Origin of the sequence: uncultured Methanobrevibacter sp., assembly GCF_947166415.1 — an archaeon.
Taxonomy (GTDB): Archaea; Methanobacteriota; Methanobacteria; order Methanobacteriales; family Methanobacteriaceae; genus Methanocatella.
In genome coordinates this window covers 1-17,068 of sequence record NZ_CAMVEE010000034.1, presented here as the reverse complement: position 1 = coordinate 17,068, position 17,068 = coordinate 1, and the positions used below count along the sequence as shown (strand labels likewise).

General features: G+C 36.0%; 19 protein-coding genes. 4 read left to right on the top strand and 15 right to left on the bottom strand.

The window, feature by feature from the left end; genetic code table 11:
- Nucleotides 1-512 precede the first annotated feature (512 nt).
- The 3 genes from Q0W25_RS07665 to Q0W25_RS07655 all read right to left on the bottom strand — a co-directional run bounded on the left by Q0W25_RS07665 (nucleotide 513) and on the right by Q0W25_RS07655 (nucleotide 3,909).
- On the bottom strand, nucleotides 513-1,550 hold the full coding sequence (locus tag Q0W25_RS07665; RefSeq protein ID WP_298520866.1) for a TIGR01177 family methyltransferase: 1,038 nt from the start codon (nucleotides 1,548-1,550) through the stop codon (nucleotides 513-515).
- A gap of 47 nt (nucleotides 1,551-1,597) precedes the next feature.
- Nucleotides 1,598-2,536: a PH domain-containing protein gene (locus Q0W25_RS07660; protein ID WP_297827647.1), complete on the bottom strand. Its 939-nt coding sequence runs from the start codon at nucleotides 2,534-2,536 to the stop codon at nucleotides 1,598-1,600.
- A 134-nt stretch (nucleotides 2,537-2,670) separates the two neighbouring features.
- Nucleotides 2,671-3,909, bottom strand: a complete 1,239-nt coding sequence (locus Q0W25_RS07655; protein WP_297827690.1) for a proteasome-activating nucleotidase — start codon at nucleotides 3,907-3,909, stop codon at nucleotides 2,671-2,673.
- Between the two features lie 181 nt (nucleotides 3,910-4,090).
- Here Q0W25_RS07655 and Q0W25_RS07650 point away from each other — a divergent pair, with 181 nt between their 5' ends.
- Complete coding sequence (locus Q0W25_RS07650) at nucleotides 4,091-4,582, top strand: multiprotein bridging factor aMBF1 (RefSeq protein ID WP_297827649.1); 492 nt, start codon at nucleotides 4,091-4,093, stop codon at nucleotides 4,580-4,582.
- Here Q0W25_RS07650 and Q0W25_RS07645 read toward each other — a convergent pair whose 3' ends face one another.
- The 11 genes from Q0W25_RS07645 to Q0W25_RS07595 all read right to left on the bottom strand — a co-directional run bounded on the left by Q0W25_RS07645 (nucleotide 4,583) and on the right by Q0W25_RS07595 (nucleotide 13,549).
- Complete coding sequence (locus Q0W25_RS07645; protein ID WP_297827652.1) at nucleotides 4,583-5,017, bottom strand: DUF356 domain-containing protein; 435 nt, start codon at nucleotides 5,015-5,017, stop codon at nucleotides 4,583-4,585. It lies immediately after the preceding gene.
- A 33-nt stretch (nucleotides 5,018-5,050) separates the two neighbouring features.
- The gene (locus Q0W25_RS07640; RefSeq protein WP_297827693.1) at nucleotides 5,051-6,259 is read right to left on the bottom strand and encodes a hypothetical protein; all 1,209 of its coding nucleotides are present in this window, start codon (nucleotides 6,257-6,259) and stop codon (nucleotides 5,051-5,053) included.
- Between the two features lie 52 nt (nucleotides 6,260-6,311).
- Nucleotides 6,312-6,758, bottom strand: coding sequence for a hypothetical protein (locus Q0W25_RS07635; protein ID WP_298520861.1), 447 nt, complete (start codon nucleotides 6,756-6,758; stop codon nucleotides 6,312-6,314).
- 73 nt (nucleotides 6,759-6,831) lie between these two features.
- Nucleotides 6,832-8,262 carry a Mur ligase family protein gene (locus tag Q0W25_RS07630; RefSeq protein ID WP_298520857.1) on the bottom strand — a complete coding sequence of 477 codons (1,431 nt, stop codon included), beginning with the start codon at nucleotides 8,260-8,262 and terminating at the stop codon, nucleotides 6,832-6,834.
- 30 nt (nucleotides 8,263-8,292) lie between these two features.
- The gene (locus tag Q0W25_RS07625; RefSeq protein ID WP_298520854.1) at nucleotides 8,293-9,375 is read right to left on the bottom strand and encodes a glycosyltransferase family 4 protein; all 1,083 of its coding nucleotides are present in this window, start codon (nucleotides 9,373-9,375) and stop codon (nucleotides 8,293-8,295) included.
- Nucleotides 9,376-9,439: 64 nt separating this feature from the next.
- Nucleotides 9,440-10,534, bottom strand: coding sequence for an acetyl-CoA carboxylase biotin carboxylase subunit family protein (locus tag Q0W25_RS07620; RefSeq protein ID WP_298520851.1), 1,095 nt, complete (start codon nucleotides 10,532-10,534; stop codon nucleotides 9,440-9,442).
- Nucleotides 10,531-10,959, bottom strand: coding sequence for a hydrogenase maturation peptidase HycI (gene hycI / locus Q0W25_RS07615; RefSeq protein WP_367269933.1), 429 nt, complete (start codon nucleotides 10,957-10,959; stop codon nucleotides 10,531-10,533). Before hycI ends, Q0W25_RS07620 begins: the two co-directional genes overlap by 4 nt.
- A 65-nt stretch (nucleotides 10,960-11,024) precedes the next feature.
- Nucleotides 11,025-11,795, bottom strand: a complete 771-nt coding sequence (locus Q0W25_RS07610; protein ID WP_298520848.1) for a methyltransferase domain-containing protein — start codon at nucleotides 11,793-11,795, stop codon at nucleotides 11,025-11,027.
- Nucleotides 11,796-11,812: 17 nt separating this feature from the next.
- Nucleotides 11,813-12,265, bottom strand: coding sequence for a nickel-responsive transcriptional regulator NikR (nikR, locus tag Q0W25_RS07605; protein WP_297827671.1), 453 nt, complete (start codon nucleotides 12,263-12,265; stop codon nucleotides 11,813-11,815).
- Nucleotides 12,266-12,382: 117 nt separating this feature from the next.
- Nucleotides 12,383-12,850 carry a hypothetical protein gene (locus tag Q0W25_RS07600; protein ID WP_298520845.1) on the bottom strand — a complete coding sequence of 156 codons (468 nt, stop codon included), beginning with the start codon at nucleotides 12,848-12,850 and terminating at the stop codon, nucleotides 12,383-12,385.
- 54 nt (nucleotides 12,851-12,904) lie between these two features.
- Complete coding sequence (locus Q0W25_RS07595; RefSeq protein WP_298520842.1) at nucleotides 12,905-13,549, bottom strand: hypothetical protein; 645 nt, start codon at nucleotides 13,547-13,549, stop codon at nucleotides 12,905-12,907.
- 72 nt (nucleotides 13,550-13,621) lie between these two features.
- On the opposite strand from Q0W25_RS07595, the gene Q0W25_RS07590 reads away from it, so the two are divergent.
- From Q0W25_RS07590 to Q0W25_RS07580, 3 genes are read left to right on the top strand one after another with little or no spacing between them, the layout of a single operon-like run.
- Nucleotides 13,622-14,176: a DUF2115 domain-containing protein gene (locus tag Q0W25_RS07590; RefSeq protein ID WP_298520839.1), complete on the top strand. Its 555-nt coding sequence runs from the start codon at nucleotides 13,622-13,624 to the stop codon at nucleotides 14,174-14,176.
- A 9-nt stretch (nucleotides 14,177-14,185) separates the two neighbouring features.
- Nucleotides 14,186-14,725, top strand: a complete 540-nt coding sequence (locus Q0W25_RS07585; RefSeq protein ID WP_298520836.1) for a TIGR00730 family Rossman fold protein — start codon at nucleotides 14,186-14,188, stop codon at nucleotides 14,723-14,725.
- The gene (locus Q0W25_RS07580; protein WP_298520833.1) at nucleotides 14,718-15,368 is read left to right on the top strand and encodes a hypothetical protein; all 651 of its coding nucleotides are present in this window, start codon (nucleotides 14,718-14,720) and stop codon (nucleotides 15,366-15,368) included. The genes Q0W25_RS07585 and Q0W25_RS07580 overlap by 8 nt, the downstream gene beginning before the upstream one ends.
- Before the next feature lie 202 nt (nucleotides 15,369-15,570).
- Here Q0W25_RS07580 and Q0W25_RS07575 read toward each other — a convergent pair.
- Nucleotides 15,571-17,068, bottom strand: a 1,498-nt coding sequence (locus tag Q0W25_RS07575; RefSeq protein WP_298520830.1) for a hypothetical protein, incomplete at its 5' end; no start/stop codon positions are given.

Genomic DNA, 17,068 nt, shown 5'->3' with positions numbered 1-17,068 from the left:
ACATAACAGACATAATACTAAGATTATGAAGTACACATAAAAAAATATAGACGAGATACACAAACTAGTTTGTAACTAATTCACCACATCTACAAAACCAACATCATACTTGAGAAAATTCAAGTACTCACTAATGTATAGCTACATGCGGAAAAGCAACCATCATAGTTAACATTGTTCCATACAATATAACTTAGGTCATCGCCATAAAACACATAGCACATCTAATAGATAAACAAATTTTATTAACAAAATCAATTAAAAAATATTGCAATAAATATTGAAAAATTAATCAATATCTTCAAAATTAAAATAATTAATAAATAATACCAAATAATCTTTCAATAGCTTGAAATAAGTGAATAATTAAATATTTTATAAAAAATTTTTAAAACGCTACAAACTTAAAATAAAAATAAGAAATAAAGAAATAAATAAAAAAAGCAAGTTTTAAGGGGTTTAAAACAACAGCTGAATGTTCTCATATATAAATGTAACTGTTTATATTTAAATTATATCAATTTTTTGCGAATGACGGAAATAATTCTTGTTAAACTCCTATGCATTTTAATTCCGTATTGTTCAACTATTTCGAACCCTGCTTCATCTGCCATAGGTTTTAAATCCACATAATGGGGGCTGGCCATACAGAGGTACGCATCATCCCTCATATTGTCATAAATTGATTTGAAAAATTCTTTGAAAATATCGTCACCATCAATATCCCCGGTGGTTGTGGAGATTCCATAAGGCGGATCTGTGACAACAGCCGCCACCTTTTCATACATCTTCAATTCACGAAAATCAAGATTAAATGTCCTATAATCAGTAATTCCGAAATGTTCCAGATTAATAGCTGTGCCGTTTTTCATTTTCCAGTAAATGTCAGATCCGGCAACTTTGCAACCGATTAATCCGGCTTCGATAAGTATTCCTCCGGTTCCGCAAAATGGATCCAAAAGCAAATCCCCCCCTGTAACCCTTGAGAGGTTTACCATGCATCTTGCCAATTTCGGACTCATGGAACCAGGGTAGAAAAATGGCCTTTTGTGAGGTTTGCTTTCTTCAAAGTGCTTTTTGTTCAACTTTATCTTTTCAATGGCTATATAGACAGTATCCTCAAATGCAACCAATCTAACCAGGGATTTTGGTTTTTTAAGGTTGACCTTTATGTCATTGCAATTTTCCAATATCAAAGACCCCGCCTTTCTTTCGGTAGCCACAGTGTCGATTGGTGAATGGAATCTCTTTACACGTACTGCAAATGTCTCATTAATATATTCGCTCCAGTCAATAGATGAGATGTCCTCATTTAAACCTTCAATGCTGGAAGTGGAAATGATTTCATGAACCTCGTGGGTGTATCCCAACCTTCTGGTAATTATCCCATAGTATTCATCGCATTTCTCATCCGGAATGTCTTTCAGTATAACTAGACCTTCGGTGATTACGCTAAGGTTTGCATCTATATTTTCACAGTCCATAACAGCTTTCAATTCGGCTATAGGTAATTCCGGATGTTCTTGAGATTGTATACATAGTAATTCCATTAAATGTCACCTGAATATAAAAAAATAATAATGAAAATAATTAAAGATTATCTTCTAAACTTATCAAAGTGCCTTCTGATAGCTTCTTCGCTTGTATCATCCCTGACCGGTTCGTTTCGCGGGATGTTCTGTGCACTTTCATCAGGGGCAGCTTCATAGTAATCCCTGCCGTAATAATCGTCCCTCTCTTGGGAATAGGAACTTGGAGCTCCTTCATATCTTATGTTTGGCCTGCCGTCAAAGGATTCATATTCATAGCTGTTTTTCCTTCTATCATTATATCCCAAATCTTCAGGATAATATTCATATTCCTTTCTTGGATAACGGTCTTTTTCACGGCCAATTGGAGTGATTGGCTCAAATTCATCATAATAATCGTCTTTTTCAAAATATTCATCTTCAAATGAATTGACCCTGTCGTATCCATGATTAGGGAATCTGTTGTATCCATCATGATAGTTCCTGGAGTTGACCATGTGGGAAAATATGATTTCTTCAACTTCAGAAACGTTTGAAATATTGGCCAATTCCATTTTATTGTTATCATATGCGCTGAATAAGGAAATTGAACCTATCTTAAACATTTTTCCTAGGATGCTTTGAGAAGAATTGATATCTTGAATTGTGGAATAAGGCATATAATTTTTCTTGGTTGACAATACTCCTGATTGAACGATTACCCTTGTATCAGTGATTATATAGTCCTTTGAATACCAGCCAAGAAGTTGCCAGATTATATATATTATAGTAAAAAGTATGACAATAAAAAAGGCTATGGCAGCATATCTTGTCAGCGGAAGGTTCACACGAGAAATTAAATAGACTTGCATTTCACCGATGAATCTGATTGCAATAGGTGAAATCATCAAAACAATACCCAATATGACCAAACCATAAATAGCCTTTTTACAACCAAAAAGCATATTCGGCTTTGATTGGTAAAGAATTCTTTCATTTGGCCTATCATCACTTTTATCAAATAACATATTTTATTATATTAGAATTTCTTTTAAATAAAGTTTTACAAAAAAAAGTTAAAAAAATAAGCCTCAGCTCGCCCATCATTCATCACATATCAGAGCTCATAGGGTTCATCATTGGCTTATTTATAATATCATGATTATCCGAACATTACTCCGGCTTCTGTTTTGAACAATTCGTCCTCTTTGGATTTGCTCATTACCTTATCGATAGCATCCATAAAGTCAGCTACAGTAATCTTATCCCTTTTATCACGAATTGCAAACATACCTGCTTCAGTACATATTGCTTTAAGGTCTGCACCGGATAAGTCCTCGGTCAAGTCTGCAAGCAAGTCAATGTCTGCCTCTTCATCCAAGGACATGTTTTTAGTGTGGATTTTAAGGATTTCACGTCTTCCATCAACATTTGGAAGAGGCACTTCAATGAACCTGTCAAAACGACCAGGACGCAATAATGCAGGATCTAGGATGTCAGGCCTGTTGGTTGCGCCGATGATTCCGATGTCCCCTCTGGATTCGAAACCGTCAAGTTCTGCAAGCAATTGCATTAAAGTACGTTGAACTTCCCTGTCACCGCTGGTGGAGCTTTTAAGCCTTTTGGCTGCAACGGCATCGAGCTCGTCGATGAATATGATTGCAGGAGCCTTTTCCTTAGCGAGTTCAAACACTTCACGAACAAGCCTTGCTCCCTCACCGATGTATTTCTTTACGAATTCGGAAGCTACGATTTTAATGAATGTAGCGTTGGTCTCATTAGCTACTGCTTTTGCAAGCAAGGTTTTACCGGTTCCAGGAGGTCCGTACAATAGGATTCCCTTAGGAGGGTCAATTCCCACTTTTTCAAACAATTCTGGTTCTGTTAACGGCAATTCAACAGTCTCTTTAACTTCAATGATTTGTTCTTCTAAACCGCCGATTTTATCGTAAGTGATATCAGGTTTGGTTTCGATTTCCATTCCTGTAACGTTTGCATCTTTTTCTGATGGCAATACTTCAACAATTCCAAAAGTTTGTTGATTTAGTGCAACTCTTGAACCAGGCACCAATAATTTTTCGTCTAAGAACTTTGAATAGTTGACAAGGAAACTTGGTCCTGTGCTGCTTTTAACAGTCATTCTATTATCGTCTAATACTTCAGTAATAGTAGCTAATACTAAAGGAGGTGATCTAAATCTGTCTACTTCTGAACGAAGGGATTTGGTTTCTCTTTCTAATCTTATTTTTTCATTTTCAATAAGGACTTTATCCTTTTCTAATTTCCTAACTTTCCACATTAAGTTGCTTTTTGCTTTGGATTTTTCTTCTTTCAAATAATTTACTTCATCCAATAGAGATTCGACTTTCTCTATCAATTCCTCTTTTGAAGAATTTTCCAAATCATCAAAATTATTCATGTGAATCATCTCCAGTTAGTTATAAAAAATTCAATTAATTGTTAGTTTAATAACATTTAGTAACTTTAAATATTTAAAGGTATTCATTTTAATTCATACAAACATTATTTATAACCATAATAATATAATATTTATTAAGTAAAAAAAAGGAAAACTGATTAATATGGAATGCGAAATTTGTGGTAAACCCGTACCGGAACATAATCCGATAAGGGCAAAAATTGAAGGATCAGTTATGGTTGTCTGCAAAGATTGTGCTAAACTTGGAACAATCCAAAAAGCACCTCCAAAACCAAAATTCAGAAAGCAAGAGAAATCAAATAGACCAACCAATACCCGGAACAGAAGTTACTCTAGAAATGACGAACCTTCTGAAGAATTAATCGAAGATTTTGCATTTGAAATTAGAAAAGCAAGAGAATCAAAAAATTGGTCCAGAGAAGATTTAGGTAAAAAAATAAATGAAAGGGTTTCAGTCATAACCAGAATTGAAACAGGAAAGATGACACCCGACATAAAGCTTACCAAAAAATTTGAAAAGGCACTTAACATAAAATTGCTTGAAAAAGTAGACAACATTGACTTGAATCAATTTGTTAACAGCTCCACAGGAGAGCGTACATTAGGCAATATAATGAAAATCAAAAGAAAATAGCTATTTTTTCATATAGCTATTCAATTTTTCATTTTTTATATGTCTTCCTTCACCTTTAATCTTATAATCAATCATCCCCTCGTTTTTAGCTTTAATTGAATGATATCCTTTGAAATTAGGTGCGGAATTTAAAACGTTCTGCAGTTTTTCATATCCCTCATACTCATCACTGACAACCACAACATGAGCCGGAGGATGAATCTTTTTTACCTGCATAATGCTTAAGGTAGTATCTTCCTTTACGAAAAATGCAGTGGCTACATTGGATTTTGTTCTGAGCTGAGAGTTTAGGATATCTTCAACCAGTGAATCCGCAAAGCTGGCTTCAACCGCTTTCGGCTGAGTCATTATATTCAAATTGCCATGCTTTTCAATGTCTGAAATCGCACTGAGTAATTTCGTATTGTTTTCTCCCCTAATTAAAATTAATGCCATAATAATCACATAAAAAAAATAAAAGGTGAAAAATCACCTTTCCTGGAAGGATTTCAATAATCTGCTTCTGAACACTACAAGCAGAACAAGGATAATGCCGACAGCTGTTTGAATGCTTCCCAAGATGTTTAAGATATTGCCGTCAATAGGCAAGTCCCATGCCGGTGATGACCTGTCACCAGGAAGGGCGTTATAATAAACACCAACAGCTTTAGAACTCTGTTTTACATTTAAATCCTTAGGTTCTACATGATCCACTCCCATTAAAAGACCATTATTGATACCCCTATTAATGGAACCGGCAATAGCTGATGCATCATAACCATTTTTAGCAACTGATGCTTCAACAATTTCTTTTGTAGTTGATGCCAAACCAGGTTTATCACTTCCGTAAACGGAAACACTTATCGCATTAGGGCTGACAGTCAAAGCGTCACCTAATGCCTGATATGCATAAATTGTTTTGAGTTCACCACCACAAAGAGGACATCTGCCATATGCTTCGGCAGCAGGATATCCCATCGCCCACTCACAGTCTTCACAGGCTTTAGAATACTCTTCATCCATCGCATAACCTGTCTGATTCATCTCTTGAGGGGTAAACATGTCTTCAGTGGAGATTCCGGAAATTAAGTTTACTCCACCACCACCGTATTTTTCACCTGAATCTTTAGCTACTTCACCCATAGCTTCAGACAATATAGTGGTAGCAGGATAACCATCCCTAATCATTTTTCCAATATTCATAGCAGTTTCTTTACGTACAGTGTCTGCAGTACCATATAAAGGGTTACCATTAGTGTTCCTCAAGTGAATAATAGCTCCTTTCTGACCTGGCTGCAAGGTAGCTACACCACTAGTATAAGGAGTAACTTTAATTTCATGGCTTGTATCATCTACAGTGATGACATATGCTTCAAATGACCCTCCAATTGCAGCACCGATACTTGGACCTCCAGCCAAAAGACGCGCTCCGCTATATTGGGATGCAATTGATGCTGCAGATGCTGCAGAAACATTGTTGTTCAAATTAGCAACTGCTTCAATAACGGATTCCAGCCTAGTGTCTGAACTACCGGTACCCCCGGAAAGTACTGCAAAATGATTGTTTTTAGACATTAAAAATGTTGACTGGAACATGTTCTCCGCAAAGGACATACTCCCTGCAGCAGCACCGTTTGGATCTTTACCAGTAGGGTCAGTGATGACAATGATGTTACAGGTAGCTGCAACACTACTCATAGTCAATAATAATATTACTAGAAAAACGATTGATACTTTTAATTTATTCAACTTATCCACCTGTACCTAAAGTTTTATTATCAAGATTAACAGAAGAAAAGTCTTCAATAACAGTTACAGTAACAACTCCAGTGTTTTTGTCCACTTGAACATCTGCAGCAGTAATAGGCTGTATAGATGTACCTGGAACTGTTGACTCTGTTGCAAATTCCTGAGCCGTCTTAATGGCATCCTGCAGCGACACTTCCCTTATAGAAGTTTTCAAGACATCGCCATAAATAACACTACCATCTCTTAAACCTGATTGCATCACATTGGATCTGATGGTATCTACTGGAACAATATCATTTCCTCTGATAATAACTCCTGAAATTGGAATTCCATCATTAACATCATTTGAAGATGCAAATGCAACATAAGTAATTAAACGACCACAAAGAATTAAAATAAACGCCAATAATAAAATGATTAATGTGTCTCTTCTAATCTTTATAAACATGATTATATCCTCTATTTTTAGTTAAGAATAATAATTATACATTTATTATATTAATTTAATATGATATTTAAATTTATATTATATTTTTTAAAAGTGATTCTGCAGGGTCCATTCCTTGAGCCCCAATCAACAGGATAATGTCCTTTTTATCAGCCTTGCCGTAAGTCTCTTTTAAGCATTCATCCAAGTTATCGTAATGGACAAACTCAACATCGTTTTCATTAAGAGTATCGAAAAATACTTTTCTTTCATCTTCAGTCACATAATTCAAGTCATTTACGACATCATTGCTTGATGAGAGAATCAATTCCATATTTTCGCCGATTGATTCAACTAGAGCCTCTACATTCAATTTGTTGATTTCAACACCTCTTGAACCCCTGATTGCACATACGACATATAATGTTTGATTTTTAGGGAGCAATTTGATGGTCTCTGAAATTGTAGCTCTGATTCCGTCAGGATTGTGTGCAAAGTCATCGTAAATCAAAGGCTCATCATTCAACTTTGCAAAACGCCTGTTCAATGCCCTATATGATTTAACTCCTCCAATTATATCATTCATGTCCAAATCAATGGATATGCATGCTCCAATAGCTGACAGGATATTTTGTATAAAGTGATTGCCGGTGAAAGGCAATTGGTCATTGGTTAAAATGCTTTTGTTGTGATAGAGAATGGCTTGTCCATCATAGTAAACGGCATTTTCCAAATCCAGTTCGGACATTGAAAAGTAAAATGGGTTTTTGGCATCCAATTTCATTACCATTTCATCATCATGGTTAAGTATGCAGACCCCATCTCCAATAGCTTCAGGAACTGCAGTTATCTCATTGAATACGTCATCAATTGAATTTACCAGACCTATATGGTCCATTGCAATGTTTGTTATGACGCCAACTTTAGGGTTTATTGCTTCACTCATCAGTGCAGCATGGTTTTCCATCAGATTTCCAAGCCATCCCTGAACTTCAGACACTTCAATAACCAGATAATCCAATTCGCCGTTATTGATTACTTCATCTGAAATCAGTTTGGAAACCATCGGATCAATCAATGTATTGAATTCTGATTCGCTGTCAGTGTTTGTAAGAACACGATAACCTGCAGTTTTCAAGATATGGTAAATCAAATGTGAAGTGGTTGATTTGCCGTTTGTTCCGGTAATTACAATATTTGTTGAATTCGAAGAAAACTTTTCTATAGTGTGTGAAAGTGCATAAGCATTGGCCAATTCAATCTTATCAGTGATGATTAATGGAAAATTCAGCTTATTGGCCATTTCAACGGCGCACCCCTTAGGATTTTGAGTAATCAGACATGCGATATTCTTATCGAATGCTATCTTAATTCCTGTTTCATCAATCCAATGCCTTATTACAATATCTCCTGTGTGTGCATCATTTAAAAAGGTAAATTTACCTGTAAAACCATCAATAGAAAAAAATTCATCATTTCCTATTAATTTGCCCTCAATTGATGCAGTCAATTCCTTAATATCCATATTATCACCTTATAAAAAAAGAAAGAAAATTTAAAATATGTACATCTTAGCAAGAATGCCTATAATGCATAGTACTACAGTTGCTGTCCAATAAGTCAAGATAATCTTTACTTCAGACATGCCGTAATGGTTTAATGTATGATGCAGCGGTTCAACAGGCAATTTGATGATGTGTGCCCTGTGAAGCAAACTGATTACAACTGAAATGATAGGAACGCCCAGTACAAAGACACCGAAGTAAGGAATGTCGCATACCATTACGCAAGCAGCATATCCTGTTCCCAATACGAATGATCCTGTATCTCCCATGAATATTGAAGCAGGGTACTTATTGAACACTAAAAATCCTATACATAAAGCGGTCAATATTAAAAATGGTGCTGTGCCGTTCGCCATTCCGAAGAGGTCTCCATAAATGCAACATGACAATGACGCTATACCTACGATTCCTGCCGCGAGGCCATCCATACCGTCTATCAAGTTAACTGAATTGATGGAACCTAAAACACCTATTATAACAACTGGAATGGCTAAAATTCCTAATTGAAATCCGCCCAATGTGGTTACAATGCCTGTCAATGCCAAAAACAATCCTATAACAATCTGACAGATAATCTTTTCCAGCTCACCAGGTTCTGTTTTGATTGGAACTTCCCCGACAACTTCCACTTTACCGTCATTAAGCAATTTATCTACTTCTGATTTTGCTTTTGGAGTTGCCACACGCACCTCTTCATTAGGTTGAACATCCAATCTTCCCAATGTGATTACTTCATCGGAAATATTTACAACAATTTTTTGAACTTCTTTAACTTTAAGACCTATTAAATCGTCCACCAAACCTACAATTCCACCTGTAAGCATAATATAGGACACGATTAAAATTGGAGTATTCTGATAATAAAGTGCAATAATCAAAGCGATTGTAAATAGGAAAGCTATACCTCCCATTGTAGGAGTTCCACTCTTGTGCCTATGTTCACTGACTATAGGATTATCTGCAATTTTTGCCTTAACCAATATCCTTTTTACATACCATGTGAAGAATATTGCGGCAAACAATGTTATCAAAAAAAGAATTAACAAATCTGTATTATTCATAATACCACACAATAAATCTTAAATTTAATAAGATATTTATTGGTAATAGTATTTAATTATAACTTATAACACAGAATTACATTAATTTTTCAACTAAATTTTCAAGGTCTTTTTTGGAATTGGCTCTTGCGGTAACCCTTTGATAACCTTCCGGACCATGAACAACAAAGTCATTGTATGCGAATGATTTTACCGGCTCTTTTGGAGAAGGTCCCCCATAATTGCCGACCGGAATTTCAGTTGAGTAGTGATATTCCAGTCTGTCTGATATGTCTGCTAAAGAAAACTCCCCGATTGCCATATTAACCAATTCACATAATGAATTGATGCCGCAAGTGGCTGTGGTCAGGTATCTTGTGCCGTTTGGTCTGGTATTTACTTCAATAGCATATAGCTGGTCTTTCTGTTTGGAGTACATGAAATCCATTTCAAAAATGCCGTCGGAATCCAGATTTTTAGCCACTTTGTAAGCCGTATGCTGAACCAGATTATTGTCTAACCCTTCAACCATGCACGGTCCTGTCTTGACCTTGTTTAAAGGATGTGTGCCTTCAATGGTAGTTTCTCCCTTATAGATTGGAGGTAGGGCAACATATTCGCCGCCATATCCAAGGACCTCTATTGAGATTTCAGATCCTTCAATGAATTCTTCGCATAATGCCTGGCTAAATTGATTAAAGTATTCCTCAACGTCTTCAATTGATTTGGCTATCTTGATATCCTTTCCGCCTTGTCCTTCACCCTGCTTTAAGACTACTGGGAAATCCAAGGTCAGCTCATCGGGACTGTTTAAAATCTGATATTCTGGAGTAGTCACACCAATTTCTGTGTAAAACTCTTTGGTATTGATCTTATTGGAGGTCAGTTCTACTGCACGAACGTCTGCGGCAATCACCGGAATCCGGAAATCCCTTTCAACTTCCTCCTTCATGTGAGCCACATCAATCAATGGAGGGTCAATTCCAATCAAAGGAACGATGGCATCAACCTTCTGCATCAATGCAACCTGTTTTGGACCGTCCATTCCACGAGGAACGATGAATACCTGATCAGGCAAATCCAAATTGATAGCTTCCTCGTTAGATTCAGTAAGGACACTTTCAATGCCTTTTTCTTTTACATACCAATCAATATCATCATATAGCCTTGAACCAATAAATAAAATCTTCATAATACAATTCCTTTTAATATGTCTATAAATTCATAGGCAGATTTCTCAACATTTTCTGTTAACTTTTCCGAAAAGTCCATGGATTCGGGTTCAATACCCACAAAGATTATTTTAAAGTCATTATCCCTTTCCAAATATTTGACAAAGTAAGACAATGACATGGAATGTGTTGAAATGCCTATATTTGCAAAATCATACTTGTCTACAATTTTAACATCTCCAGGCTCCCCTCCCATCAGACATGCATCGACAATTATGATGTGTGACGGGTTTTCCTTTCTGAGTTTGCCTGTGAAATTTTCAGGGACCGTTTCCGCATTGATAAACAGCAATTTATCCATATCTTCAATATCTTCGGCTTGCAGTTTCTTTATAATGTACGGGCCTACACCATCATCACATTTAAGCTCATTGCCAACACCCAAGATAATTAATTTCTCATAATCTGTGAGAAAATCTCTCAATTGAGACTCAAAAGACATAATTTCACCTACAGATATTCTATTTCAATACTTTCAATCCCTTTTCCCATTATATATTTTAGTTTAACTTTTATAAAATCATTGCTTTTTACCGGTCTTTCTTCTAAAGGAATTAGCAATGGAGGATTTAGCATAGGAGTTGGACCGCAGATTATGTTTTCATTGAGTTTTGTGAAGGTAGTGATTTTCACTCCGTTGACTGTTCCGTCACGATTGGCCTTAATGGAAATGTCCTTTTCAAATGCAGGTTCAATATCATCTAAAAAGTCAAATCCGGAATAAACCACTGCGTCTGAGAATATTTCATAATTCGCCCCGTTTTCATCCCAATGGATGTTTTTTCTCTCCAAATTTACAAGTTCAACAGTGTTTATTATGCCCATAGGGATTATTACACCATCCTCCTTAAGGAATTCCTTTGCACGGTTCAAAACGGGAATCTGTTCCTCATCTATTAACGCGGTATCCATCATTTCACATACAATCAAATCGGCTTTTTTTGTGAAACCATAATCCAGGATATCCGAGTTAACTACTTGAATATTTGAAAAATTACTTAAATTCTCTTTTGCCAAACGGGCTATTTTCGTGTTCTTTTCCAAAGAGATTATCTCATCAAAGTAAGAGCTTAAAAAATAAGACAATATTCCACTGCCGCAACCTAAATCATAGGCCAAATCAGTATTAGATCCATATTCCTCAATAGCATTGAAAAAAGCAGCTAACCTTTCCTCATCTTTCAGCAAGTCGAAATGATAAGGGGTCGTTTTAAATTTCATGAAAAAAATAATGGGATTTAGTGATGGTGGTGGCCATGGTCATGGCTGGAACCAGGTTCACTAAATTCTTCTCCGTTAGCGGTACTTGTAAGCTTTACGTGTTCAACACCTTTAAGCCTCATAATCCTTTCTGTCAAATCACGAATTTCAGCAATATCCCCATTGACAACGACAATCTCCATACAGTATTTGTCTGTCATGTGAATGTGCATGCTTGTGTTGATTTCATTTCTGAAGCTGTGTTGAATTTCGGCGAGGTTTTCCATTACCCCAGTGTAGTGATGATCATAGATGATTGTAACGATACCAATCCTTTGACCTTCCATTGAATTCATCCATTGATATCTTACAATATAATCCTGAAGTGCATCTCTTATCCCTTTAGAACGGGATTGATAACCTCTTTCTTTTAAAACTTCATCGAAGTCTGCTAATAATTTTTTAGGTAAAGACATACTTATTCTCATCATAAAAAAACACATCAAAATATTAATTATTACTATTGTATATAAAAATCAAGTTATATAAATATTATGATTAAAATTTAAAAAAATAATACTGCAATATTATGAAATGTAAAAAAAATATTAACTTATCAAAAGGTAATACTCGCCGTCATCCTTGGTTATTGGCTTTAAAAGCCCCTTATTCTGCAGAGATAGGATAATGTGATACATTCTGAAATTGGATAACTGCAAATCACCATACAAAAGATGGCCTTCCAAAGTGTATTTGGAAATGAGATTCTTGTCATCCACCAATTCCTGAATCAGTTTATATGATTCCCTTTCCTTCATGTTCAATTCCAACTCTTCAACATCCTTTTTGGAATTGACTGTATTGATTTCCTTTTCATGTTCTGATATTGAAATCTTATTGTCTTTGAAAATAATGAGCTCCTTATCCTGCAATTCATCCAAAATCTCAATCAAGTCATACTCATGAAATCCCAAATCCTTTCTCAATACGTTTACTGGAATCCCATCCGGATATTCAATTGCGAATATTTTTATTTGATTCAAGACAACTTCTTCGTTTTTAGTAATGGCAATCATATTATCAATACTTAAATTTGTAATAATATTTATTTAAAATCTATTACTTAATACTTATGATAACTGCAATTCATTCTCAAGAGCTTTCGCTTCCTGCCTGTTCTTTTCCGCATTTTCTTCAGGGGTTAAGTCAAAAGGCCTTGTGAAAAACAGGTCAATGTCATCAACAACTTGACAAATTGACATGTGGACCAATTCCTTTAATGCCAAGCTTTTTTGGACTCTGTTTAAGTTGTCGTCCCCATAAATCCTGTCATGGTCGTTTTTGTAATCTTCACGAATCTTGGAAGGGTCCAAATCAACTTCAAGCTTTTCCCTGCCATATTCCTCAGTCAAGACTAAAAAATTGATCAACTCTTCCTTTTCGTCTTCAAAATCATTGCCCTCATCGGCGATGACCCTATGGAAATACTGATAGACTGATTGGAAAACATCCCTTGAAACGTTTCCGCTTATAATGTTGTCCATAAACAAACCGAAAGTATCTGAAATGTAATACTTGCCGTTTTCTGTTTTTGTTTGGAATAACAATTCGTTTTCAACATTGGCGACATATTGCATTATGCTGATATTCTGGCCTTTTTCAAATGAACTGGTGTTAAATTTAGTGTTGTTCAACTTATAATCCGCATTGACTTTCAAAGCATTTTCGACACTTTCAATTTCTTCTTTTGTAATTTCCATAAAACTTTCAGACATTTCATATCCCCATAATTATTTTGATTTCAATAATATTAAAAGTATTTATTTATCAAATTTTATAATACAATCATGGAAAGTGAACATATACTGGTTGAACTCAAAGAATTATCCCCGAATGAAAACATAACAAAAGAAGAACTGATGGATATCCTTAAAAAATATGCCGCCATAATTTCAGTTTATGACTTGATGATGGCTACATCATATATGAGAAAGGATGGGGAATTCGTTCAAGCCAAATATCGTGAAAAATACCTGGAAATATACATTAAATATTTCATCATGCGCATGAAAGAAGTGCTGCTTAAGGAAGATTATGAACATGACGCGGCCATTGACAAGCAGGCCTTTGATGAATCCTTTCCTCTTCTTGAGAGAACCTTTGAAAAGGAAAGATTGAGTACTTCAAAAGATGATAAGTTTCCATTGATTTATGTCATTACCTCATTATACACAACATTTATTTTAGAAGAGCCTATACACCCTGTGGGAAGCGAATTTCCGGGAAGTTTGAAAGTTGAAGAGAGAAAAGGAGTATTTTACTGTCCTGTCAAGGAAAACCAAAAGGACAATGCCAATGCAATCTGCCATCTGTGCCTTGCAGAGCAAACCCCTGATATCTAGAGTGATTTTATGAACATATGCCTGTACGGATCCGGAAGCCGAAAAATAGATAAAATTTACACAGACGCCGCTTATGAATTGGGTTGCATGATGGCTCAAAAAGGTTACGGCTTGGTTTTTGGTGGCGGCGACACCGGAATGATGGGTGCCTGTGCCAAAGGAGTCCATGACAACAATGGAAAATCAATAGGTATTGCTCCGGAATGGATTGGGAGCTTTGAACCGTTATGCCGGGATTGCACAGAATTCATCTATGTCGACACGATGGAGGAGAGAAAAAAAGGGTTTGTGGAAAATTCAGATGTGTTTATCATAACTCCCGGTGGTATCGGGACACTGGACGAATTTTTCGAAATAATCACTCTTAAAAAATTAAAACAGGTCGATAAAGAAATAATCGTTTTCAACATTTGCGGATTTTTTGACAAGATGTTTGAAATGATAGATGAAATGGCTGAAAAAGGCTTTTTGTACAAACAGACCGAAATCTATAAAAGATTTGACACAATTGAAGAAATTTTTGAATATTTGGATGATTTAGATGATTAGTGACGAAAAAGCTGTTCAAATAGCTCAAAAATTAGAGCACGCCGACAATATCGACATTAAAAAAACCATTGAAAAGGCGGCTACAGCAGGATATCTTGGAGAGGAACACTTTTACTGCACTGCAATCGAAGAAGGCGGATTCACTTATACCGTTCCTGAAATTTTAGGGGACAGGTACAAATCCATGCCTCTGGATAACATGTATTTCGACATGATTTCAAAATCCCTGGATTTTGATGGAATCTACATCTCGCTTGCTTACTGCAATGCCCATTTTCATGTACCTGATGATGAATGTGACGAGATTATTGAATACGACGATTATGATCTTGAAGAGGATGAATACGATTACATGATGGAATATTGCCTGATTACAGCCGATAGCATTAAGAAATTTAAAGTATATGCCGAAGAGGGAATCTCCGGCCATGAGCCAACAGAAGATGTAGGCATTTTGGTGAACATTATTGATAAGGAATATAAGGCCTATTTTGGACTTAGAACAACCGACTTGTGCATGTCAAGCTTTAAGGTAATTCCATTTGGCATTGATTATCCTAAGGAACATCCATTGTCATTTAAAAATCCTATCAATAAGATTTTAATTGAAATGATTGATGATGCAATCGTTTTGAAAGGATAGTTAATGTACATCAACACATACAAATTCTTGACATTGGGCTACAAACCATAAAATATTGCAATATTGATTAATTAAATTATTTTTAAAATAAGAATGTGGTGAAATTTAATGCTTTCATTTAAGCATTTGATGGTTTTTTTGTTTTTGGAAAAAATAAAAAAAAGTAAAGTAACCGCGTGATGCGAGTTACTTGAACTTATGTCTATTTCAGTATCTGTATGCCCTGTGCTACGCTGTCCATTCTGTAGGTTGCTCTGATTTTATAGGTTTTGCCTGTAATGAGCTTTGAAACCATACTCTGGGTCACCTTGAATTGTGCGACACCGTTTTTGTCTGTTTTGATGGTATATTGCTTTTTCATGAATGTGACAATGACAGTTTTGCCTTTGATTGGACCGGTTCCTTTCAGTGTGATTTTTATGGTTGTTGTTTTTGCTGATTTGCTGACCTTTGAAAGTTTAGGCAAATTCACAACGCTTTTAAGAACCAGGTTCCTCAATTTAGTTGTTTTGTTGTCGTGCTGGACGGTTACAGTGTATGTTCCAGGTTTATAGGCCTTGGTGAACTCGGCAATTCCATTGGAATCTGTTTTGACTTTCAGCTTGTACATATCCCCGAAACTGATGGTTACAACACCGTTCTTGATTGGATTGCCATCACTATCGACTACTTTAATTTTGGAGATGCCCTTTTCAGAATCGGATCCCATATCATCGTTGTAATAGTAATGGGTAAATGTGCCTAACCTGGTTACGTTAGTTGGTTTGACTACAGCATTGATTGCCGTCGAGCTGTTTAAGTGAATCCATGAGCCCCCATAGAAAACTTCTGTGCGGTAGTTACCTGAATACACTTTATCTGATGTGAAGTTGGCAGTGCCGTTTATAACTTCAACAGGATATTCATTGCCGTTGAATGTTATGGTTAAAGTGCCATTAATGGCAGGACCAGTGTTGACGGTGATGTTTACTGCAAAACCATCATCCAAAGCCAGGATATTATAACTTACATTGAGACTAACATTTGATTGTATTATCAAAGTTGCAGTGACAGGTTCCATGTCAAAATCTGTGGCCTTACAGGACGCACGATATTCACCGGGGACAAGAGGCACAACCCAACCGTCACTTAATGAATAAAAAGTGCCTATATGCTGGCCATCTATTGTGGAAATATTAATGGTGATATTCCTATTTGTCACCCTCATGCCGCTATGTGTTGATAGGTTAAATAGTAATTTATCACCGGAATTATAAAAAGAAGTGTAATCCTCAACAGACAATGAAGGACCATAGATAGTTACATAAGAAGCGTAATCATTAGGAGTGTTATCTTTGCAAACACAAGTATCCGCAGAATTACCATTCATAACACCATAGCTAATTGCAGAGTTACCATAAAAATCACAGTTCACAGCAGAACCACCAGACATAGCACCACCCCATTCTGCAGAATTATTAATAAAAGTACAGTTCACAGCAGAACCAGCATTCATAGCGCCACCATAACTCCCCCTTCCATCTGCATGGTTACCAATAAAAGTACAGTTCACAGCGGAACCCCTATAAATAGCCCCACCCAGAGTTCCACCATATTCATTAATTACATAGTTATTAATAAAAGTACAGTCCATAACCAAACCATACCATATAGCACCACCACCAGTATTAGCATGGTTACCAATAAAAGTACAGTTCACA

Excerpts from the sequence above, each read along its gene's own strand:
- Q0W25_RS07630 (WP_298520857.1), bottom strand. The coding sequence starts at position 8,262 with ATGGATATTAAGGAATTGACTGCATCAATTGAGGGCAAATTAATAGGA.
- Q0W25_RS07590 (WP_298520839.1), top strand. The coding sequence starts at position 13,622 with ATGGAAAGTGAACATATACTGGTTGAACTCAAAGAATTATCCCCGAAT.
- Q0W25_RS07595 (WP_298520842.1), bottom strand. The coding sequence starts at position 13,549 with ATGTCTGAAAGTTTTATGGAAATTACAAAAGAAGAAATTGAAAGTGTC.
- nikR (WP_297827671.1), bottom strand. The coding sequence starts at position 12,265 with ATGATGAGAATAAGTATGTCTTTACCTAAAAAATTATTAGCAGACTTC.
- Q0W25_RS07610 (WP_298520848.1), bottom strand. The coding sequence starts at position 11,795 with ATGAAATTTAAAACGACCCCTTATCATTTCGACTTGCTGAAAGATGAG.
- Q0W25_RS07650 (WP_297827649.1), top strand. The coding sequence starts at position 4,091 with ATGGAATGCGAAATTTGTGGTAAACCCGTACCGGAACATAATCCGATA.
- Q0W25_RS07640 (WP_297827693.1), bottom strand. The coding sequence starts at position 6,259 with ATGAGTAGTGTTGCAGCTACCTGTAACATCATTGTCATCACTGACCCT.
- Q0W25_RS07580 (WP_298520833.1), top strand. The coding sequence starts at position 14,718 with ATGATTAGTGACGAAAAAGCTGTTCAAATAGCTCAAAAATTAGAGCAC.
- Q0W25_RS07600 (WP_298520845.1), bottom strand. The coding sequence starts at position 12,850 with ATGATTGCCATTACTAAAAACGAAGAAGTTGTCTTGAATCAAATAAAA.
- Q0W25_RS07620 (WP_298520851.1), bottom strand. The coding sequence starts at position 10,534 with ATGAAGATTTTATTTATTGGTTCAAGGCTATATGATGATATTGATTGG.
- Q0W25_RS07665 (WP_298520866.1), bottom strand. The coding sequence starts at position 1,550 with ATGGAATTACTATGTATACAATCTCAAGAACATCCGGAATTACCTATA.
- Q0W25_RS07635 (WP_298520861.1), bottom strand. The coding sequence starts at position 6,758 with ATGTTTATAAAGATTAGAAGAGACACATTAATCATTTTATTATTGGCG.
- Q0W25_RS07585 (WP_298520836.1), top strand. The coding sequence starts at position 14,186 with ATGAACATATGCCTGTACGGATCCGGAAGCCGAAAAATAGATAAAATT.
- Q0W25_RS07645 (WP_297827652.1), bottom strand. The coding sequence starts at position 5,017 with ATGGCATTAATTTTAATTAGGGGAGAAAACAATACGAAATTACTCAGT.
- Q0W25_RS07660 (WP_297827647.1), bottom strand. The coding sequence starts at position 2,536 with ATGTTATTTGATAAAAGTGATGATAGGCCAAATGAAAGAATTCTTTAC.